Raw genomic sequence first — 20,792 nt, 5'->3', positions numbered from 1 at the left:
TACCAACCAAACCAGCCGACACCTTGTGCCGAACCAATCCAGTCAGCCCGCACGCTGACCATCCAAACACCCTGTTGAGTTCTCAAACAACACGCACTGATCAGATCTGAAACTTCTTGGAAGTTCCTCTCCGACCGGAGCGGCTCCAGTAACTTACCAGACCGGTTTTCGGGCCGTTTTGGCCCCCCGATCGATTCGTTCGGAGTTTTACCCTTTTGGTTCTGGGCCAGGGCCTTTCGGCTTTCCTGTCCGTTTCCCCCTCGGGCAAAGACAAATTTACGGTACCGGGAAGCGGGGTTCGCAAGGGGGGTGCGTGCTCGGCGCCACACCCTTGCGAACCGCACGTTTCCGCAGGTCAATCCGCAATCAGGGTTAACGCTTGCGGCGTTTGCCCCTGGCTTCCTCTTCTTTCGCGACCCTTTCGAGCACCTCGGCGCGGCGTTCCCTGCGCTCGGCGAGACGTTCGTCGGCGCCCTTGCGGTCGCTGATCTCGAAGCGGGCGTCGGTACCGCGGGGCGCGACGGTCGCGACGATGTTCGGGTCGGTCGGCTGCCACTCGAATTCGTGGTCGGCGATGCGGACGAACGAGCCGGGCACAGCGCCTTCCTTGACGAGCGCGTCTTCGACGCCGATGGCCGCGAGCCGGTCGGCGAGATAGCCCACCGCCTCCTCGTTCTCGAAGTTGGTCTGGCCGATCCAGCGTTCCGGCTTGCTGCCGGTGACGACGAACTCGACGTCGCCCTCGAAGGCCGGCTTCACCCGCTTCACCTTGAAGCCGGAGTCGTCGACGGCGGCCGGTCGGATCACGGTGCGGGCCGACTCGATCGCCGGCTGCGCTTCGCGGTACTCGACGACTTCCTTGGCGAAGGCGAAGTTAAGCTCCTTCAGCCCTTCGCGGCTGACGGCGCTGACGGCGTAGACGGGCCACCCGTACTTCTCGAGATCGCCGCGCACGTAGTCGGCGAGTTCGCGCCCGTCCGGGATGTCGATCTTGTTGAGGACGATGATGCGCGGCCGGTCGGCGAGGCCGCCGTACTCGGCGAGCTCGTGCTCCAGGGCGTCGATGTCGGAGACCGGGTCGCGGTCGGACTCGAGGCTGGCGCAGTCGACGACGTGCGCGAGCACCGCGCAGCGCTCGATGTGCCGCAGGAACTGGAGGCCCAGCCCCTTGCCGGCCGCGGCGCCCGGGATGAGGCCCGGGACATCCGCGATCGTGTAGGTGGTCTCCCCCGCCGACACGACGCCGAGGTTCGGGGTCAGCGTCGTGAAGGGGTAGTCGGCGATCTTCGGCCGGGCGGCCGACATCGCGGCGATGAGCGAGGACTTGCCCGCGGAGGGGAAGCCGACGAGGCCGACATCGGCCACGCTCTTGAGTTCGAGGACGACCGAGAGCTCGTCGCCGGGCTCGCCGAGTTCGGCGAAGCCGGGGACCTTGCGCTTGGAGCTGACGAGGGCGCGGTTGCCGCGGCCGCCGCGGCCGCCGCGGGCCACGGTCACCTCGGCGCCGACCCCGGTGAGGTCGGCGAGGATCTCGCCCTCGGAGTAGATGACGGTGCCGTTGGGCACGGACACCCGGATGGACTCGCCGTTGGCGCCGTCTCGGTTGGACCCGGCGCCCTGCTTGCCGTTGCCGCCCTGGAGGCGGGTCTGGAAGTGGAAGTCGAGGAGGGTGTGCACGTTCGGGTCCACGGCGAACACCACATCACCCCCGTGGCCGCCGTTGCCGCCGTCGGGTCCGCCGAGCGGCTTGAACTTCTCACGGTGGACCGACACACAGCCGTTGCCACCCTTACCGGCAACGACCTGGAGATTCACGCGGTCTACAAAACTTGTCACCGTCCAAGCGTAGCCACCTCGGGGACCCCGGGAGACGGAGCCTGCAGCACATGCTAAAGTTTCTCCTCGTGCGAGACACACCGGCGCGAAAGTGCGGTAAAAGCTCAAACATCATGCGCCGCTAGCTCAACTGGCAGAGCAGCTGACTCTTAATCAGCGGGTTCGGGGTTCGAGTCCCTGGCGGCGCACCACACAAGAGGTCCTGGTCACAGGGCCTCTTTTTGGTTCCCCGGATAGTACGCGAAACAGGGCCCGGCGGCCGTTCGGCCGCCGGGCCCTGCTGCTTACGTGTAGTCGGCGAACAGCTCGCTGCACTGGGCGACGATGTCCTCCAGGGTGGCCTTGGCCGCGGCCTCGTCGATGTTCTCGCTCTCCCACAGGGACGTGTAGATGCTGACGTCGAGGCTGCCGAAGGCGATGTGGAGGTTGAGCTGCTTGTAGCCCTCGCCCGCCATCGTGTAGTACGAGCCGGCATCGCCCATTTCGGTGTACTCGACGAGCTCGTAACCGCTCTCCGTGGTGTAGTACTCGGCGTCGTACTCCACCATGTCGATGACGTCCGATGCGTTCTCGTAATCGGTGATGCTCAGGTTGACCCCGGTCACCTCCGCGTTGTAGAACGAGCAGTCCACCGAGGGCATGCCCCCGTAGTTGCTCTCGGACCGGGAGGACTGGTCAGGGTCGACCGGTCCGTACGTCTCCTCGAACTTCGTGAAGTCGAAGGCGTCGCATGCGTCCGACGTCAGCTCGGTGGCCGCGGCGTCGCCGCCCCCATCGTCACCGCCGTCGTCGCCGCCGCCGTCGGTGCCTTCGCTCGAGTCGGTGCCGTTGCCGCCACTGCCCTCGTTGTCGCCCGAACTCTGCGTGCGCTGCACCACGAGCAGGATCACGGTCATGATGATGATGAGGACCGTCAGTACCGCCCCGCCGATCAGCCACAGGTTGTTCTGCTGTTGCGGCTGGGGGGACTGGCCGCCGTACTGCGGCGTCGGATAGCCCGGCTGCGAGGGGTAGGTCATCTGGTCGGCTCCATAGGGATCGTTCGTGCGTCGACCTCACTCTAACGCCGCTCGTCCAAGCCTGTTCGCCCGGAGTTTGCCAGCGGGGGCGGCCTGCGGCCGGGCTCCGCTGCCTAGACTGGGCGCATATCCGACCCTTGCAACCTCGATTGGTCCATTATGGCGAATGTCTTCCACGTACATCTCAACGAGCTCAACGAGCTTCTGGTCGAGATGGCCCGCAGGGTCGCCGACGCGGTCGAGAAGGCCGGCGCGGCACTGCTCGAGACCGACGTCGCCGCGGCCGAGGCCGTGGTGGCCGCGGATGATCAGGTCAACGCTCTGCAGTTCCAGGTCGACGACCGGATCGTGGAGCTGATGACGCAGTACGACCCGGTGGCGACGGACCTGCGGTTCGTGCTGGGGGCCGTGCGGATCTCGGTGGACCTGGAGCGGATGGGCGACCTGGCCAAGCACGTGGCGAAGTCGGTACTGCTGCGCGCGCCGGTGCCGGTGATCCCCGATTCGCTGCGGGCGGACTTCGCGGCGATGGGCTCGGCGGCGGTGCACCTCTCGCAGAAGCTGGTGACGGTGCTCGAGGAGCGCGACCACCTGCAGGCCTCGCAGATGGGGCTCGACGACGACGAGCTCGACGCGATCCAGCAGCGCATCCACGACCAGTTGCCGAGCCTGGGGTACGGGCCGCAGACGGCGGTGGACGTGGCGCTTCTGGCGCGGTTCTTCGAGCGGTTCGGCGACCATGCGGTGCGCATCTCGCATCAGGTGGTGTACCTCGTGACAGGGGATGTTCACCTGGACCGTTCATAACGGTCCGATCACAACCGGGGCGATACCCGGTAAAACCGCCTGGTCAGGGACGTGTCACGGGCGAGTCCTACTCCACTGTTGCGAATCGCGCTCAGTCGTTCACCTTGAGTTCAACTCCAAGTCAGCGGGTGAACACCGGGTCTGGCTTTGATGGTTGCGGACAGTGAAGCAGTAGCCCGGCCGAGCGCTGGGAGACGGAGTAGAGACCAGCATGAAACTGAACCGCAGAGCCATCTTCGGCGGCATCACCGCCGGCACCCTCGCGCTTGGCCTCGCGGCCTGCGGCGGCGGTGGCAACGACGAAGAGGGCGGGTCCGGCGACCTGGCTTCGGGCGAGATCAACGCCTCCGGCGCCAGCTTCCCCGACGCCTACTACGCGGCGGCCATCGAGGCCTACGCCGAGGTCAACCCCGACCTCTCGGTGACCTACAACTCGACCGGCTCCGGCACCGGCAAGTCCGAGTTCGGCGAAGGCCTGAACGACTTCGCCGGCACCGACTCGCTGGTCGGCGACGACGACGGCGTCGAGGCCGGGAGCTTCCAGTACATCCCGACCGTGGCCGCGCCGATCACGGTCTCCTACAACCTGCCCGGCGTCGACGCGCTGCAGCTCCCCCAGGACGTCCTGGCCGGGATCTTCGCGGGCACCATCACCACCTGGAACGACGCGACCATCGCCGCGGCGAACCCCGACGCGACCCTGCCGGCCACCGCGATCTCGCTCGCGGTCCGCTCGGACGGTTCGGGCACCACCACGAACTTCTCGAAGTTCCTGGAAGCCGCTGCTCCCGAGGTCTGGACCCTCGGTTCGGGCGACACCATCGAGTGGCCGGGCAACGCCATCGCCGGTGAGAAGAACACCGGTGTCGCGCAGATCATCCAGGACACCGAAGGCGCGATCGGCTACGTCGACCTCGCCGACGCCACCGAGAGCAACCTCGTCACCGCGTCCATCGAGAACGCCGACGGCGCCTTCGTCGCCCCGACCCTCGAAGGCGCGACCGCCGCGCTCGCCGGAGCCCAGGTCGAAGCCGACCTCTCCTACAACCCGCTGAACGCGGCCGGCGCCGAGTCCTACCCGATCACCGCGCCGACGTACATCCTGATCCGCACCGAGTACGAGGACCCTGAGGTCGCCGCCGGTGTCAAGGAGTTCGTCAACTACCTCCTGACCGACGGCCAGGCCCTGGCCGCCGAGAACAACTTCGCGGCGCTGCCCACGAGCCTGCAGGAGCAGGCCCTCGAAGCGCTGAACTCGACGATTGCCGACTAGGAACCCCGGATCCGATCACCCCAACGGCCAGCGCGCCGCTGGGGTTTTCGGCCGTTCCGCTGACGAAACCGGAGAGAGAACCTTGACCGCAACGGCAACCCCCGAAGCCCCCGCCGAGGTCGACCTCGGCGGCGAGGCCCGCTCCCGCAGGGCCGACTGGGGCTTCCGGGCCCTGGTGACCGCGGCCGGGCTGACCGTCCTCGCCGTGCTCGGCCTGATCCTGATCACGACCTCGCTGCGCGCGTCGCCCGCGTTCCAGGACGAGGGCCTGATCGGCTTCGTGACGGGCACCCGCTGGGCGCCCAACGACGACGTGTTCGGCACGTTCCCGATGCTGTACGGGACGCTCGTCACCTCGATCATCGCGATGATCATCGCGGTGCCGGTGTCGATCGGCATCGCGCTGTTCATCACCGAGGTGGCGCACCGCCGCAGCCGCAAGTACATCGTGACCGTGATCGACCTGCTCGCCACCGTGCCTTCCGTGGTGTTCGGCCTGGTCGCGGTCCTGGTGGTGGTCCCGGCGATCACCCCGGCCTACCAGGGGTTCGCCGATCTGGTGGCGCCGGTGCCCGGCCTGAACGCGGTCTTCAACGACACGAACACGGGCCGCAACTACTTCACCGCGAGCCTGGTGCTGGCGATCATGGCGATCCCGATCATCACCTCGATCGCCCGCGAGGTGTTCGCGACGGTGCCCGAGACCGACAAGCAGGCCGCGTACGCGCTGGGTGCGACGCGCTGGGAGATGGTCAAGGGCGCGATCCTCCCCCACTCGTTCGGTGGCCTGGTGGGCGCCTCGATGCTGGGTCTGGGCCGGGCGATGGGCGAGACCATCGCGGTGGCGCTGGTCATCGGCGGGGCGACGACGATGTCCGCCAACCTGTTCGAGCCCGGCAACACGATGGCGGCGATCATCGCGCAGCAGTGGGGCGAGTCGAGCGGTCTGCACCAGGACGCGCTCATCGCGATCGGCGTGGAGCTGTTCGCCATCACCGTGCTCATCAACTTCCTTGCCCGCGTGGTCGTCCGCCGCGCCGAGATCAAGATGAAGGGGGCCCACTCATGACGAGCCTCAACACCGCCCCGGACCTGACCGGGCGCAACCTGTCGAAGCGGCGGGCCTTCGCCAACCGCACGGCGACGATCATGATCGGCCTGTGCGTCCTCATCGCGGCCCTGCCGCTGGTGCTGGTCGCCTGGGAGGTCGTGCGGCGCGGCGGCTCGGCGATCAGCCTCGAATTCTTCACTGAGGAGATCCCGCGCAACTACCGCACCGCCGGTCCGGGCATGGGCCCGGCGATCGTGGGCACGCTCGCGATCACCGGCATGGCCGCGCTGATCGCGATCCCGATCGGCGTGCTCGGCGCGGTCTACTTGAACGAGTACGGCCAGAACAAGCCGCTGGCGCGGTTCATCCGCACGATGGCCGACGTGATGACCGGCGTGCCGTCGATCGTCATGGGCCTGTTCATCTACGTGGCGTACGTGATCGTCATCGGCGAGAAGATCGGCTTCGGCGGCGCTTTGGCGCTGGCGTGCCTGATGCTGCCGATCGTGATCCGCTCCGCCGAGGAGATGCTGCGGCTGGTTCCGGAGGAGCTGCGGCAGGCCTCGGCCGGTCTAGGCGCGCGGAAGTGGCGCACGACGATGAGCGTGGTGCTGCCGTCGGCTTCTTCGGGGATCACCTCGGGGGCGCTGCTGGCGGTCGCGCGTGCGGCGGGCGAGACCGCGCCGATCATCGTGACGGTGGGTCTGACGTACATCTACAAGCCGGACCTGTTCTACGGCGAGAACACGACGCTGGCGGCGCAGATCTACCGCAACGCCACGCAGCCGTTCGCGGCCTCCCAGGACCGTGCCTGGGGTGCGGCGTTGACGTTGATCGTGATCGTCTTCCTGTTCACGATCGTGTCGCGGATCATCGCGTCGCGGTTCGCGATCGACAAGCGCTGATCCGAAAGCTGGTCTCTCGGCCCCCGCACCGTTTGGTGCGGGGGCCGCTTTGCACGAAAAAGCCCGTCCCACCTGGGACGGGCCCGGGCCACATGGGCCCGTTGAGTGGAAATCTGACAAGGATCGTGAGGAGCTAGTACGAATGCGGAGCGCAGCGGAGCGGTACTTGCGACGAGGGATCCGCCGCTCAGATTTTCTCTCGGCGGGCCCTGCTGCACCACGACGGCGCGTAAGCCCTTAGCCGAAGCGGCCGGTGACGTAGTTCTCTGTGCGCTCGTCGGAGGGGGTGGTGAAGATGCGCTGGGTGTCGTCGAACTCGACGAGGACGCCGGTGCGGGTGTCGCTCAGCTCGTTCACCTCGGTGGAGAAGAACGCGGTCTTGTCGGAGACGCGCGCGGCCTGCTGCATGTTGTGGGTGACGATCACGATCGTGAACTGCTTGGCCAGGTCGACCATGAGCTCCTCGATGCGGGCCGTGGCGATCGGGTCGAGGGCCGAGCACGGCTCGTCCATGAGGACGACCTCGGGCGCCAGCGCGATGGTGCGGGCGATGCACAGGCGCTGCTGCTGGCCGCCGGAGAGGACGAGGGCGCTCTGCTTGAGCTTGTCCTTGACCTCGTCCCAGAGGGCGGCCTTCTTGAGGGACTCTTCGACGATGCCCTCGCGGTCGGCGCGGGGGACGCCGTGGATCTTGGGGCCGTAGGCGACGTTGTCGAAGATGGACTTGGGGAAGGGGTTGGCCTTCTGGAAGACCATGCCGATGCGGCGGCGGACCTCGACGGGGTCGACGCCGGCGCCGTACACGTCCTTGCCGTGGTAGGCGACCGTGCCTTCGACGCGGGCGCCGGGGATGAGGTCGTTCATGCGGTTGAGGGAGCGCAGGAGGGTCGACTTGCCACAGCCCGAGGGGCCGATGAGCGCGGTGATCTCGTTCTTGGCGACGGTGAAGTTGACGTCCTTGACGGCGTTGTAGGCGCCGTAGAAGACGTTGACGTTGCGGATGTCGAAGACGGTGGGGGCGCCCTGGCCGATGGGCGCATGCGGCACGCCCGGTTCGGTGTTCGCGCCGATGCGGCGGGGGTCGACGGTGCGTCCGAGCGCCGAGTACGACGGGTCGCTCATGGTTTCTCCTTCTGCGCCGGGCAGGTGTGGAAGCTAAGCGGGGCTGCCGCGACTGTAGGCCCGGCGGGTGGCCTCGGGTTCGATCCCGGGTGAACCCGGGGTGAATCCGCGGGCCCGTATCGGTCTCGCCCGTGCCGGTTGGTTTCCGCTCGTCGCTGCTTCCTCCCTTCTCGGCGGAAACTGGACGTGCGGGGTCGCGGGCGGCGATACTGGCCGGATGAGATTCCTGGTGCGCTTGGTCCTGACGGCGCTGGCGCTGTGGCTGGCCACGGCGATCGTGGACGGCATCCACCTGTACGGCGACTCGGTGCTGGAGCGGTTCTTCTCGCTGGTGCTGGTGGCGGTGGTGTTCACGTTGGTGAACACGTTCGTGAAGCCGCTGATCATGGCGATCGGGTGCGCGCTGTACGTGTTGACACTGGGCCTGTTCGGCCTCGTGGTGAACGCGTTGATGTTCTGGCTGACCGGCTGGGTCTCCGAGAAGCTCTCGCTGGGGTTCTACGTGGACGGTTTCTGGCCGGCGTTCTGGGGCGCGATCATCGTGTCGGTGACGATGTGGGTGATGGACCTCCTGGCGCCGCGCAAGCCGGTCGAGCAGTAGCGGGCATGAAGCAACGGGGGCGGCCTGAGGCCGCTCCCGTTCTCGTGTCCTTGCAGGTCGGCGCCCGCTAGAAGGGCAGTCCTGTGGACGGTCCTGTGGGGACGTCGCTGATGTTGTCGTCGCGCTTGGCCGCTTTGGTGGAGCCCGCGGCGTTGAAGGGCATGGGGCCCTGCGGTCCGGGGGCTTTGCCGAGGCGGCGGCGCATGATGTTGAGGTTGTGCAGGCCGGCGAGCGCGTAGGTGCGGATGCGCGCGAACTGCTTGACCTTCTTGGCGGTCTTGAGTCGCTCGACCGCTTTGTAGTGGAGTTTCCTGGCGCGGTCGAGGGCCGCGGCGGCTTCGGTGTCGCCGACGGAGACCGGGGCGATCTTCAGCTGGTTGCCGAGGAGCTCGGTCCAGGCTTCGGCGTCGGTCCTGGCCCTGATTTTTCGGCGGCGCCTGGTGTCGATGACCGATCGCAGGCCGAGGACGGCTGCGAAGATGAGGACGATCGCGGCGATTGCGAAGAACGCGAACGTAGAGGTTTCAATGGCGTCTTTCATCGTCACCCCCCGTGACCAGTGCTGATGATGTTGGTACGAATATTATTCCATTGCCGCCCCGCATTTGTGAAAGTCCCCCTGGTTCGGGCGTTTTCATGTGGGCCGCACAGAAAAGCCGCGGATCGGGCACACCGCGTAAGCGGATTTCCGGTTGAAGGTACCCGCTGGCGAAGGAGTCGAATCGACCCCGTCGCCATATATGCAATAGTGCGCATGTTAGCATCGGAAGGCGGAGGGGACCCCACCGCCGAGGCACCGAGACGAAGGAGGCCGCCCTCCATGGGCCACGACCACGCGCACCCAGGAGCCGCTTCACTCGGCGCACGCCACAGCGGCCGGCTCTGGCTCGCACTCGGCCTCGCCCTCGCGGTGATGGCCGTCGAGGCGGTCGCCTCCTGGTACACCCACTCCCTCGCCCTGCTCTCGGACGCCGGGCACGTCGCCGGTGACGCCCTGGGCATCGCCATGGCGCTGGCCGCGATCATCGCCGTGCGCCGCGCGGGAGGGCGGCCGCGCCGCACCTACGGGATGTACCGGCTCGAAGTCCTCGCCGCCCTGGCGAACACGCTGCTGCTGTTCGCCGTCGCCGGATTCGTCATCGTGCAGGCCGTGCGCCGCCTCGGCGAGCAGCCCGAGGTGCAGTCCGGCCCGATGCTCGCCGTCGCCCTCTTCGGCCTCGCCGCGAACGTCGCCTCCCTGCTCCTGCTGCGTTCGGCCGCCGCCGAGTCGCTCAACGTGCGCGGCGCCTACACCGAGGTCCTCGGCGACGCGATCGCCTCGCTCGGCGTCATCGCCGCCGCCACGGTCATCGCGTTCACCGGCTGGTACGCGGTCGACAGCCTCATCGCGGTCGGCGTGGGCCTGTTCATCCTGCCGCGCGCGTACCGGCTGGGGCGCGACGCGCTCCGCATCCTCCTCCAGCACGCCCCCGTCGGCGTCGACCCGAAAGGGGTCGAACACGCGCTCGCCGCACTCGATGGGGTGAAAGAAGTGCACGATCTCCATCTGTGGACTTTGACGTCGGGTATGGAGGTCGCGACCGTCCATCTCGCCGTCGATTCGGGCGCCGATCCCGCGGGCGTCCTGGGCGACGCGCAGCGGACGCTGGCAGAACAATTCGACATCGCGCACGCGACGGTCCAGATCGAGCCCGGCAGCGCGGAGGCGTCCTGCGGCACACCGCATTGGTGAAGCGCGGCAGTGGCTTCTGTCCGGTACCTGATATTGACGGATAGTCGACGTTCGCCTTGCCACGCAATGGTTAAGCTCGACACCGTCCTGGGGACTCGAATGCTCCTTGGAAGGAGGAGATCCATGTTGACCCACGCATGGAGGAAGAGCAGCAGGTCAGGCCCCAACGGGGCCTGTGTCGAAGCCAGGCTCGCGGAAGCGGCCGTGGAGATCAGGGACACCAAGCTGACGGTGAGCCCGATCCTGCGCGCCAGCCGAGCCGACTGGCGTTCGCTGCTGCGGACATCCGGCAGGTAGTTGAGTAAGGACGGGTAAGGGGGCGGACTCGGCGTCAGCGCCGTGTCCGCCCCCTTGCGTCGGTCAGGGTCTCAGAGTGTCTTGAGGTGCTGGGCCTGCTGCTCGATGAACTCCAGGCTCCGGCCCGGGTCCAGCGCGGCCGAGCGCAGGTAGCTGAAGATCTCGTGGAAGGGCTGCACGTCGGCGCCCTCCTCGTAGACGTCGCCGTTGTGGCCCTCGATGTAGACCACGTCGGGGTGGCGGTAGCCGGGGTCGACCTCGCCCTCGAGCGGGCCGAAGCCGAGGATCGTGAACGAGGACAGCATCCCGGGGTAGGCCCCGCCCTCGAAGGGCAGCACCTGGAGGTGCACGTTCGGGAGCGAGCCGAGCTCGAGCAGGTTCTGCAGCTGGTCGATCATGACCTTCGGCCCGCCGAGGACGCGGCGGATGGCCGCCTCGTCGATGACGTTCCAGATCTTCAGGTCCCCGCGCAGGCGCTGCTGGCGCTCCATGCGCAGGTCGATCCGCTCCTTCATGAACCGCTGCGACAGCTCCGGGACCATCCCGAAGGTGGCCGTGGCGTACTCGCGGGTCTGCAAGAGCCCGTTGATGATCAAGCCGTCGTACACGTTCAGGCTGGAGGCGTCCTGCTCCAGGCCGATGTACGTGGCGTACGGCGGGGAGATGGTGTCGGAGTACCGCGCCCACCAGCCGCGCTTGCGGCCGTCGCGTGCCAGGCGCACGAGCTCGTCGACGAGGTCGGAGTCCTCGACCCCGTAGACCTCCACCAGGGCCTGGACGTCGCGGGGTTTGATCCCGACCCGGCCGAGCTCCATCCGGTAGATCGTGGAACTGGTGACCTCCAGGGCCGCGGCGGCGTCATTGGCGTCCTTGCCGGACTTCTCGCGCAGGTCCCGGAGGATCTTCCCGGCGCGGCGGCGGCGGACGGTGGGGCTGCCGGTCGAAGGCATCGCCTTGCCTCCCAACTTCTTCGGCAGATCGCTCTCAGCGTTGTCGTTCGATGTACCCATTTGACACCCTGATCTCTCCGGATTCGGTGAGGACGCACCGCGTGGTGGAGGACTTCTGGGCCGCTCACCCGGTAACGTCAGCTGTTCTCAAGTGCGGCCCGCCGGCGTCGCCGAGACCGATCGTCCGGGTCTCGCCTGCGCGGCCGCGGGGCGGGAGGAATCGCCACCCGATCCGGTTATACCTCTTGCATCCAAATTCTGCATGTGCAATTCTACTGTACGGAGGGGCTATCCGCCTCCCCTCGACTGTACCGATTCGACACCGCGACTCGGCATCGACCAGGTCATACCGGAGTCTGACGCCCCGAAACCTAAGGGCCACAATCGATTCCAGCCCATCGAAAGACCGGAAAGGCAGCCCGCGTTGCGCAGTCCGTACACACTCGACAACCCTCCGCCAGACGAGCCGCCCAGCGAAGTGCTGGTGCCGAGCCTCTGGCGCGTGCAGGCGCGCTGGTGGAAACGCCACACACCCGCCCTCGACCAGCGCAGCGCCAAGCATCCCGTGTGCGGACACTGCAGCCAGTCCTGGCCGTGCCACTCGTGGGCGTGCTGGGACGGCCAGCTCGGCCAGGCCGTCGGCGGCCGGGCCGCCCCCCGCTCGCTCCCCGGACCCGCGACCCCGGTCCGCGCCATCGGCGCCGTCGTCGCCGCGGCGAAGTCCTAGCGGCCGGCGCCGCGAGCGGACGCGGCGCCGAAATCCTTCGATCGAGCCGAAGTTCGGCCCATCCAGCGCGTAGCCTCAGCCCCCGCCGTTCGTTAGACCCTCAGAACTGGTCCGACACCGGGCAGAGATGATGGCTCGCAAGCTTCGCCGGAGCTGCGGAACCACAGCTCGCGAGCTTCGCCAAGGCTGCGAATTCGCGGCTTGCGAGCTTCGCCGAGAAGGGGAAAGCCGCCGGATGCTGAGCACTCGCAACCTCAAGGCAGGCGTGGTCCTGGACGGGCGGTACCGGCTCGAACGCCGCATCGGCGGGGGCGGCATGGGCGACGTCTGGGAGGGCGTCGACACCATCCTCTGGCGCACCGTCGCCATCAAGGTCCTCCTCGCCGACCTCGTCGACGACCGCGGGTTCCGCGAGCGCTTCCGCCGCGAGGCCCGCGCCATCGCCGTCATGCAGGGGCCCGGCGTCGTCGAGGTGTACGACTACGGCGAGATCGAGGACGAGGACGCCCAGCTCGCGTACCTGATCATGGAGTACGTGGACGGCAAGCCGCTCTCGCGGCTGCTCGGCCTGTGGGGCAAGCTCAGTCCCGCCGACTCGCTGCGCGTCATCGGCGGCGTCGCCGAGGCGCTGCACGTGGCCCACTCCGCCGGGATCGTCCACCGCGACATCAAGCCCGGGAACATCCTCGTGCGCTCCGACGGCTCAGTGGTCCTGGTGGACTTCGGGATCGCCCGCGTCAGCCACAACCTGACCCTCACGACCACCGGGGTCGTGCTCGGCACCGTCACCTACATGTCCCCCGAGCAGGCGGCCGGCGAGAACCTCACGGCCGCTTCGGACCTCTACTCGCTCGGCGTCGTCGCCCATCAATGCCTGGCCGGGTCGCCGCCGTTCAAGGCCGACACCCCGCTCGGGGTGCTCTCGGCCCACCTGCGCAACGCCCCGCCGCCGCTGCCCACCGAGATCCCGTACGAAGTCGCCGAGATCGTGCGGCGCTCGCTCCAGAAGGACCCCGCGGCGCGCTGGACCGACGCCGCTGAACTGGCCGACGCCTGCAACGAGACGCGCGCCGCGATGCTCGCAGGCCGCGCACCAGCCATGGCCCGCACGCGGGTGCAGCCCGCGCGGGCGGCGATCGGCATGGGCTCGATCGGCACCGGTGCCGGCGCGGTCGGCCCGCCTTCGGGCGCGCACCGGCGGCCGTCGCCGGAGGGCGACACGGGGCTCGGCGCAGGGCAGCTCTCGACGTACCAGACCGGGCCGCAACCGGTCTCGCGTGCAGTGCCGCAGTCGCCGCAGCGCGAGCCGCATCCGTCCTCGCCCCCCTCGCCGCACACCGACGGGCACACGCTGCCGCCGTTCACCGGCGCGCACACCGGATCACACGCGGCGGCCCCGCCCGCCGGTCCGACCGGCCCGGCCCCGGTGCCCGCTGACGAGAGCCCCCGCGACCGCTCGCGGCGGCGCGGCCTGTGGCTGTCGCTCGCCGCCACGCTCACGGCCGTGGCCGCCATCAGCGCCATCGCGATCACGCTGCCGTGGAACGAGGAGGAGCGCGGCGGCACCCTGCCGACGGGCGAGACCGGGCTCGACGGGGCCGAGGTCCAGGGTCAGGACGGCGACGGCGGCGTCTGGCATGAGGGCGACGACGACGGAGGCGACTCGCCTTCGGCCGATCCGAGCGAGACCGCTTCGGACGCAGGGCAATCGGAGCCCGAAGCGGGCACGGCCTCGGCCGGGCCCTCCTTGACGCCGAGCGGCACGCCGAGTGCCTCCGAGAGCTCGTCACCGCCGCCGCCCGCAAAGACCGCGGTGCCGAACGTGGTCACGCAGTCCGAGTCCGACGCCCGCGCGCGAATCGAGGAGTCGGGGCTCACCCCTGCCGTGGACTACGAGGGCGAAGGCGAGGCCCGCTGCGGCGTGGTGCGCCAGTCGCCCAGCGCCGGAAGCGAAGTCGATCCGGGCTCCACGGTGCAGTTGACCGTGCGACGCGCGGTCGATGCCGAGGGCTGCAAGCCGGAGACGGGCGAGACCGAAGCTCCCGAAGAGGAGCAGTAGTGCTGTACGCGCCGCGATGACCGGTCGGGCCGGCGGGCGGTCAAGCCCGCTGCGGTCCACAGTGCCTTGCCGACCGCATGGAACAGTGCAGCAGCGCTCGCCGGCACTACCGCGACGGCCCGCATTGACGTTCTGCAAGGAGACGGTCGAGCCCGCGGCCGCCTCCCACGCCTCGCGATCGCATCCACGCCACGAACACGAAAGCGCCCGGCGACCAGATGGTCGCCGGGCGCTTCACTTCAATTGCGGGGCAAGGCCCTTACTGGCCCGCCGCCTGCCTTGCGGCCTCGAGCTCGTCGAGCGCTGCGAGCAGTGCGTCGAGGGCCGCGCCCTCCTGCTCGTTCGAGCCGGAGGCCTGCGCCTCCTCGTAGGCCGCCTGTGCGTCGAGGACCTTCGTGATGGCCGCCTCCACTTCCGGCGGGTCGGCTGGGGCCGGAGCCTCGGCCGAAGGCGTCTCGCTCGGCGTCTCCGACGGGGTCTCGGTCGGCTCCTCGCCTTCCTCGCCCTCGTTCTGCTCGGCCTCGCTCGGCGCGCCGGACACGTACTTGTCGACCACCATCGCCACGGCCTCTTCGAAGCTGGGCGCGAAGCCGACGTAGCCGCCGTAGCTGATCGCGACGTTCGTGAGCCGCGGCAGGTCCTCGCCCTGGCCGCCCGCCTGCCGTCGCAGGTACATCGGTTCGAGGTACAGGATGCCGTCGCCCACCGGCAGCGCGAGCAGGTTGCCCCACTCCACCGTGGTGCCGGCCTGCGTGGCGTCGCGGAGCGTCGTCACCACCTCCGATGTGGACGTGATGATCTGGTGTATCTGCCGCACCGACTGGTCGTCGCCGCCCACCACGTCGTAGATCTGGAGTTTCGGATCGCCGTTCTCGTCGTAGTAGCCCGACATGAGGCTCGCCAGCGCGTTCTCGCGGTTTCTCGGCGTGAAGGTGCTGGTGAGCTGGAAGTACGGCTGCGTCTGCTCGGGGTAGGTCGCGTACACGTAGTAGGCCGGCTGGATGACCGGCGACTGCTGCGACGGGTCCTCGGGGGTCGCCCAGGCCTCGCTGCCCTCGATGAAGGTGCGCGACTCGTCGACGTGGTAGCGCTGGAGCAGGCTGCGCTGGATCTTGAACAGGTCCTGCGGGTAGCGGAAGTGCGCCTCGAGGGACTCGGGGGTCTCCTCCTTCGGCGTGATGAGGTCGCCGCCGTAGATCGCGTTCCAGGCCTTGAGGATCGGGTCCTCGTCGTCGAACTCGTAGAGCTCAACGGAGCCGTCGTAGGCGTTCACCACTGCCTTGACCGAGGAGCGGATGTAGTTGATCTCCTCGGACGGCTGGTTCGCCACGCCCTGACCGGAGTAGGTGTCGTTCGTCGCGTCGGCGAGGTTGACCCGGTCGGAGTAGGGGAAGTCGTTCGTGGTGGTGTAGCCGTCGACGATCCAGACGATCTCGCCGTCGACGACGGCCGGGTACGGGTCGGCCTCGACGGTGAGGAACGGGGCGACCTTCTGGACGCGTTCGCGCACGTTGCGGTTGTAGAGCAGCTGCGACTCGTCGTTGATCTGGTCGGAGAGCAGGAAGCGGGGCTCCTGGAACTCCCAGGCGTAGAGGAGCCGGCGGCCGACGGAGCCGATGTCGATGCCGCCGTCGCCTTCGAAGGTGGTGTACCGGTCGGCGCCGATCTCCTCGGCGTCCTCCTCGGTCGAGTCCTCGTCGGCGACCGCGACGTCGATCGGCCGGTCGTACTCGCGCGGGGTGTCGCCGTTGGGGATGCCGACGATCGCGTACTCGTTGTTCAAGAGCCCGTAGTAGATCTGGGGCTTGTCGACATCGATGATGTCGTTGCCGATCTGGCAGTTGCCGGGGTCGTCGGAGAGGACGCCCGAGGTGAAGCAGGGCGCGCCCGAGTCGCTCTCGGTGGTCGAGGCGGAGACGAAGCCCCAGCCGTGCGTGTAGACGGTGTGGGCGACGGTCCAGTCCTGCTGCTCGTCGGCGAGCTGGCTGGGGTTGAGTTCGCGCAGGCCGACGACGAAGTCCTGTGTGACCTCTTGGCCGTTCTCGTCGGTGTAGGTGTAGCGGTCGATGTCGAGCTTCTCGTTGAAGTCGTAGAAGCTGCGCGGCTGCTGCGCCTGGGTGAAGGCGTCCGAGACGACGAACGGGTCGATGAGGCGCACGAACGGGACCGTGGACTGGTCGGCGGCCATGGTCTCGGCGTTGGGCTGGGAGGCGACCGGGTAGGTGGTGGTCTCCAGGTCCTCCATGCCGTACGCGTACCGCGTGCCGTCGATGGTGTGCTGGGCGTAGGGGCCTTCGCGCTGGGGGCGGTTGGGCTCGACCTGGAAGTTGCGGACGACGGCGGGGTAGATGCCGCCGGCGGCGATCGCGGTGACCACGACGAGGCCGAGTGCGGCCGCGGGGAGCGCGAGGGAGCGGGTGAAGCCCCAGGAGAAGACGAGGATGACGACGGCCGCGATGAGGGAGACCCAGATGAGCGCGTTCTTGGCGTTCATGAGGGCGGTCATCTCGGTGTAGCCGCCGCCGACGATGCCGGTGACCTGGTTGTCCTGGGTGGTGAAGTCGAAGCGGTCGAAGTAGTACGCGACGGCCTTGAGCCCCAGGAAGAGCGCCACGAGCACCGAGAGGTGGATGCGGGCGACGTTGGTCATGCGGTCGCCGGTGCCGGAGAACCGCAGTGCGCCGTAGAGGTAGTAGGCGCTGAGGGAGGCGAGGATGCCGACGACGACCGCGGCGAAGCCGAAGCCGATGAGGAACTGCCAGAACGGCAGTTCGAAGACGTAGAACCCGGCGTCCATGTGGAGGACCGGGTCGCTCTCGCCGAACTCGCCGCCCTGGCGGAACAGCAGCCAGGTCTCCCAGCGGCCCTGGGCGGACATGCCGGCGAAGATGCCGACGATGACGGCGACGCCGCCGATCCACCATCCGGCCTTGGGCGAGATGAGCTCGCGGTAGCGCTCCAGGCCCTCCTGCTCGCTGGTGGCGGGCCAGGTGTCGGGCCGGAACCGGTAGGCGAGGTAGAGGTTGAGGCCGCACCAGGCGGCCATCGCCAGGGTGAAGACCCCGAAGAGCCCCAGGCGGGTCCACATCATGGTCGAGAACACCGCGGTGTAGCCGACCGAGTCGTACCAGAGGTAGTCGGTGCGCAGGCCGACGAGCCAGCCCAGTACCGACAAGAGGACTATCGCCCCCACCAGGAGTATCAGGACGTAGCGTCCTCGTCGGCTCATCCGTGGGGGGGTGGGCGTCCGGTTCGCCACTGCAGCAACTCCTTCACGTCTTGCGGTGCGGGCTCGGCTTTCGCTCTCTTACGGTTCGCAGGCTTCGCCGAGGCCGCTCGGTGTCGGCTCGCAAGTGTCGCCGAGGCTGCGTACGAGCCGTAACTTCAGCGGGGTCAGCAGGTCGTGACTTCCCCGCCGGCCGCTAGGGACTCGAGCGCCGAGACCGCGTCTGCGAGCGTCTCGACTCTGACAATAGTCATGTCGTCGGGCGCGACGGTGACGGCGTCCGAACAGTTCGAAGCCGGGGCGAGGAAGACTTCGGCCCCGAGGTCCGCCGATGCGGTGATCTTCTGCTGGATGCCGCCGATGCCGCCGACGTTGCCTTCGGCGTCGATCTCGCCGGTGCCGGCGATGACCTTCCCGTCGGTCAGATCGCCCTCGGTGACCCGGTCGACGATGCCGAGCGCGAAGATGAGGCCGGCCGAGGGGCCGCCGATGTCGAGGGCCTCGGTGTCGATCTCGATGCCGTACGGATCGTCGTGCGTGGACTGCAGATCGGCCTCGCCGAGCGTCACTGCGGGGACGTCGACGCTCGCTCCGGCGCGGGTGACGGTGACCGTGGTTTCGCTCTCGGCGTAATCGGCGAGGTCCTGGAGCGAGGTGACGGCGGTGCCGTCGACCGCGGTGATGACGTCGCCGGCGACGAGGCCGCCCGAGTCGGCCACGACCTCGATGACGGCGGGCTCGCCGAGGTAGGCCAGGGCGGCCTGCTCGGCGTTCGACTGGGATTCGGCCCAGTCGGCCTCCTGCTCCTCGGCGATCTCCTCCTCGGACTCGCCGGGCGGGTAGACGAGGTCGCGCGGCACGATGGCGTACTCATTGGACGTCCAGTACTTCAGTGCCTGGACGAGGGTGACCGACTGCTTGACGCGCACGGTGGTGAGGTGCAGCTGCCCTTCGGAGTCGTACTCCGTTTCGGCGCTGATGATCTGGTGCTCGACGCCTTCGACCGCTTCGGCGCCGAGGACGTCCTCGGTGGGGCCGGGGCTGAAGACCACGTAGGCGACGTCCATCGTGAGGGCCTGCCAGGTCAGCAGCGCCACCAGGGCCGCACCCAACAGGACTGTGATTCCTCGCCTTCGCATGCGCGGAAGCCTACATGCCCTAGCCCACAGGCGCGTTCGGCCCGCAGCGAACAGGGCGTTTCAGTTCGGCGGGCCGTGGCCCGGGACCCCTACTCTGACGTACGGTTGGCCCATGGGCTCCGACATTCCTTTCGGCTTCGGCAACCTGGGCGGCGACCTGCCCGACCCGAACGATCCGCGGGTGCAGCAGATGATGCAGCAGCTGCAGCAGATGATGGCGCAGTCGCTGTCGTCCGGTCCGGTCAACTGGCAGCTGGCCAAGCAGCTCGCCGAGTCCGAACTGAAGGCCGAGAACACCGTCGGCCCCGCCGAGCAGTCGCAGGTCGCCGAGGCCGTGCGCCTCGCCGACCTCTGGCTCGACTCCGCCGTGAACTGGCCTTCGGGCGTCACGGCCACTGACGCGTGGACCCGCAAGCAGTGGATCGCGCAGACCGAGAACTCCTGGAAGCAGCTCGCCGAGCCGCTCGCCGCCCAGATGGGCGAGGCGATGCAGACGCTCGTGCCCGAGGAGATGGCCGGGATGCTCGGCCCCATGGCCGACGTCATGAAAGGCGTCGGCTCGGCCCTGTTCGGGGCGCAGATGGGGCAGGCGCTCGCGAAGCTCGCCGGGGAGGTGCTCTCCTCCTCCGAGGTCGGCCTGCCGCTCGGCAAGACGGGCGTGGCCGCGCTGCTGCCGGGCAACCTCGCCGCCTACGCCGAGGGCCTGGAGCTGCCGGTCGAGGAGGTGCGCCTGTACGTGGCGCTGCGCGAGGCCGCGACCCACCGCCTGTTCACGCACGCGCCGTGGCTGCGCGCGCACCTCTTGGGCGCGCTGGAGGCGTACGCGCGGGAGATCCGCATCGACGAGTCCGCGATCGAGGAGGCCATGTCGGGCATGGACCCGATGGACCCCGAGGCCGCGGCGACCCTCGACCTGAGCGAGGTCTTCAAGACCGAGGACACCGAGCAGCAGAAGGCGGCGCTGTCACGCCTGGGCACGATGCTGGCGCTCATCGCCGGCTGGGTGAACACGGTCGTGGCCGAGGCCGTGGGCGACCGGCTGCCGACGATCGACCGGCTCATGGAGGCCGCACGGCGGCGCCGGGCCACCGGCGGGCCCGCCGAGCAGACGTTCGAGGCGCTGGTCGGGCTCGAGCTCGACCCGGCGAAGGTGCGCGCGGCCACGCGGCTGTGGCACTCCCTCACCGAGGCGCGGGGCATCGAGGGCCGCGAGGCGGTCTGGGCGCACCCGGACCTCATGCCGAGCGCCGGCGACCTGGACCACCCCGAGGGGTTCGCCACGGTCTCCGAGGCGCTCGAGGACCTCGACATGTCGATGTTCGACCAGCTCGCGGTCAACGACCCGAAGGACGAGGACGACGAGGAGCCCGGGGAGAAGTAGGCCCCGGGATTCGAGGATCGGCGGCTACTGCCGCTCGCTCGCCTCGGCGTCCGCGATGCCTTCGAGGTACCCGCGGGCCCGCTCGGCCTTGGAGTAGCGGGCGACCATGTCCCAGAACGGGCGCGAGTGGTCGGGGTGCACCAGGTGCGCGAGTTCGTGGAGCAGGACGTAGTCGATCACCCATGAGGGCATCATCATGATCCGGCGGGAGATGCGGATCGTGCCGTCCGAAGGCGTGCACGAACCCCACCTGCGCTGCTGGTTGTCGACCCATCGAACGCTCCTGGGGGCGGCGCATTCGGGGTGTTCGGGGTAGTACCGGCGGGCGAGCCTGACGGCTCGGTCACGCAGGGCCGTGTCGGACGCGCGGCCGTCGCGGGCCTCGCGCTTCTGCAGCCTTGCGAGCATGTGGTCGATCCACTCCCGCTCCTCGGTCTCCGAGAAGGCGTCAGGGATCATGACCACCACGCGGCCTCGTTCTTCATAGGCCGCTACGGTTGCCCGGCGTCGGGGAGAGCGCCGCACTTCAACGGGGGGATGCACTTTGCGCGCCATGAACGCACACTAAACCCGGGGGGTGACAATCGCATAACGCGGATGTCGCGATTGCGGTGAGAGCAGTGGAATGCCAAGAAAATCCCCTCGCCGATTTCCCGCAGAATGGGAT

The 20,792-nt window shown here is 68.5% G+C and carries 18 protein-coding genes and 1 tRNA gene; 11 read left to right on the top strand and 8 right to left on the bottom strand.

Annotated features, from left to right (window positions below):
* Positions 1-372: 372 nt before the first annotated feature.
* On the bottom strand, positions 373-1,836 hold the full coding sequence (gene obgE / locus AB0I03_RS24570; RefSeq protein WP_360416689.1) for a GTPase ObgE: 1,464 nt from the start codon (positions 1,834-1,836) through the stop codon (positions 373-375).
* A gap of 115 nt (positions 1,837-1,951) precedes the next feature.
* Between obgE and AB0I03_RS24565 the strand changes: the two genes are divergently transcribed.
* Positions 1,952-2,027: transfer RNA gene (locus AB0I03_RS24565), tRNA-Lys, on the top strand.
* 93 nt (positions 2,028-2,120) lie between these two features.
* Here the strand turns inward: AB0I03_RS24565 and AB0I03_RS24560 are convergent.
* On the bottom strand, positions 2,121-2,855 hold the full coding sequence (locus AB0I03_RS24560; RefSeq protein ID WP_360416687.1) for a hypothetical protein: 735 nt from the start codon (positions 2,853-2,855) through the stop codon (positions 2,121-2,123).
* Positions 2,856-3,014: 159 nt separating this feature from the next.
* Between AB0I03_RS24560 and phoU the strand changes: the two genes are divergently transcribed.
* The 4 genes from phoU (at position 3,015) to pstA (ending at position 6,891) form a co-directional block, all read left to right on the top strand.
* Complete coding sequence (gene phoU, locus AB0I03_RS24555; protein WP_360416685.1) at positions 3,015-3,662, top strand: phosphate signaling complex protein PhoU; 648 nt, start codon at positions 3,015-3,017, stop codon at positions 3,660-3,662.
* Between the two features lie 211 nt (positions 3,663-3,873).
* Positions 3,874-4,935, top strand: coding sequence for a phosphate ABC transporter substrate-binding protein PstS (gene pstS / locus AB0I03_RS24550; RefSeq protein WP_360416683.1), 1,062 nt, complete (start codon positions 3,874-3,876; stop codon positions 4,933-4,935).
* Between the two features lie 82 nt (positions 4,936-5,017).
* Entirely contained in the window at positions 5,018-6,004 is a 987-nt protein-coding gene (gene pstC, locus AB0I03_RS24545; RefSeq protein WP_360416681.1) for a phosphate ABC transporter permease subunit PstC, read from the top strand.
* Entirely contained in the window at positions 6,001-6,891 is an 891-nt protein-coding gene (pstA, locus tag AB0I03_RS24540) for a phosphate ABC transporter permease PstA (RefSeq protein ID WP_360416679.1), read from the top strand. Before pstC ends, pstA begins: the two co-directional genes overlap by 4 nt.
* Before the next feature lie 237 nt (positions 6,892-7,128).
* On the opposite strand, the gene pstB is transcribed toward pstA, so the two are convergent.
* Positions 7,129-8,013 (bottom strand): phosphate ABC transporter ATP-binding protein PstB, encoded by an 885-nt coding sequence (gene pstB, locus AB0I03_RS24535; RefSeq protein WP_360416677.1) that lies wholly within the window; start codon positions 8,011-8,013, stop codon positions 7,129-7,131.
* A 217-nt stretch (positions 8,014-8,230) separates the two neighbouring features.
* On the opposite strand from pstB, the gene AB0I03_RS24530 reads away from it, so the two are divergent.
* Entirely contained in the window at positions 8,231-8,614 is a 384-nt protein-coding gene (locus AB0I03_RS24530) for a phage holin family protein (RefSeq protein ID WP_360416675.1), read from the top strand.
* Between the two features lie 67 nt (positions 8,615-8,681).
* On the opposite strand, the gene AB0I03_RS24525 is transcribed toward AB0I03_RS24530, so the two are convergent.
* Positions 8,682-9,155 (bottom strand): hypothetical protein, encoded by a 474-nt coding sequence (locus tag AB0I03_RS24525; RefSeq protein ID WP_360416673.1) that lies wholly within the window; start codon positions 9,153-9,155, stop codon positions 8,682-8,684.
* 279 nt (positions 9,156-9,434) lie between these two features.
* On the opposite strand from AB0I03_RS24525, the gene AB0I03_RS24520 reads away from it, so the two are divergent.
* A complete protein-coding gene (locus AB0I03_RS24520; RefSeq protein WP_360416671.1) occupies positions 9,435-10,346 on the top strand; it encodes a cation diffusion facilitator family transporter in 912 nt (303 codons plus the stop codon).
* A 123-nt stretch (positions 10,347-10,469) separates the two neighbouring features.
* A complete protein-coding gene (locus AB0I03_RS24515; protein WP_289959792.1) occupies positions 10,470-10,643 on the top strand; it encodes a DUF397 domain-containing protein in 174 nt (57 codons plus the stop codon).
* A gap of 71 nt (positions 10,644-10,714) precedes the next feature.
* On the opposite strand, the gene AB0I03_RS24510 is transcribed toward AB0I03_RS24515, so the two are convergent.
* On the bottom strand, positions 10,715-11,653 hold the full coding sequence (locus AB0I03_RS24510; RefSeq protein WP_360416669.1) for a helix-turn-helix transcriptional regulator: 939 nt from the start codon (positions 11,651-11,653) through the stop codon (positions 10,715-10,717).
* A gap of 364 nt (positions 11,654-12,017) precedes the next feature.
* On the opposite strand from AB0I03_RS24510, the gene AB0I03_RS24505 reads away from it, so the two are divergent.
* A complete protein-coding gene (locus AB0I03_RS24505; protein ID WP_360416667.1) occupies positions 12,018-12,320 on the top strand; it encodes a hypothetical protein in 303 nt (100 codons plus the stop codon).
* 235 nt (positions 12,321-12,555) lie between these two features.
* Positions 12,556-14,379 (top strand): protein kinase, encoded by a 1,824-nt coding sequence (locus AB0I03_RS24500; protein WP_360416665.1) that lies wholly within the window; start codon positions 12,556-12,558, stop codon positions 14,377-14,379.
* A 259-nt stretch (positions 14,380-14,638) separates the two neighbouring features.
* Here the strand turns inward: AB0I03_RS24500 and AB0I03_RS24495 are convergent, their stop codons facing one another.
* Together AB0I03_RS24495 and AB0I03_RS24490 are read right to left on the bottom strand one after the other, a co-directional pair.
* Positions 14,639-17,608, bottom strand: a complete 2,970-nt coding sequence (locus AB0I03_RS24495) for a UPF0182 family protein (protein WP_360416663.1) — start codon at positions 17,606-17,608, stop codon at positions 14,639-14,641.
* Positions 17,609-17,772: 164 nt separating this feature from the next.
* A complete protein-coding gene (locus AB0I03_RS24490) occupies positions 17,773-18,744 on the bottom strand; it encodes a PDZ domain-containing protein (protein WP_360416661.1) in 972 nt (323 codons plus the stop codon).
* 112 nt (positions 18,745-18,856) lie between these two features.
* On the opposite strand from AB0I03_RS24490, the gene AB0I03_RS24485 reads away from it, so the two are divergent.
* Positions 18,857-20,125, top strand: a complete 1,269-nt coding sequence (locus AB0I03_RS24485; protein WP_360416659.1) for a zinc-dependent metalloprotease — start codon at positions 18,857-18,859, stop codon at positions 20,123-20,125.
* Positions 20,126-20,149: 24 nt separating this feature from the next.
* Here AB0I03_RS24485 and AB0I03_RS24480 read toward each other — a convergent pair whose 3' ends face one another.
* Positions 20,150-20,680, bottom strand: coding sequence for a M48 family metallopeptidase (locus tag AB0I03_RS24480; RefSeq protein ID WP_360416657.1), 531 nt, complete (start codon positions 20,678-20,680; stop codon positions 20,150-20,152).
* Positions 20,681-20,792: the final 112 nt, after the last annotated feature.

Source organism: Glycomyces sp. NPDC021274 (assembly GCF_040641195.1).
Lineage (GTDB): Bacteria > Actinomycetota > Actinomycetes > Mycobacteriales > Micromonosporaceae > Glycomyces.
This window is presented reverse-complemented; position numbering and strand designations above follow the sequence as displayed.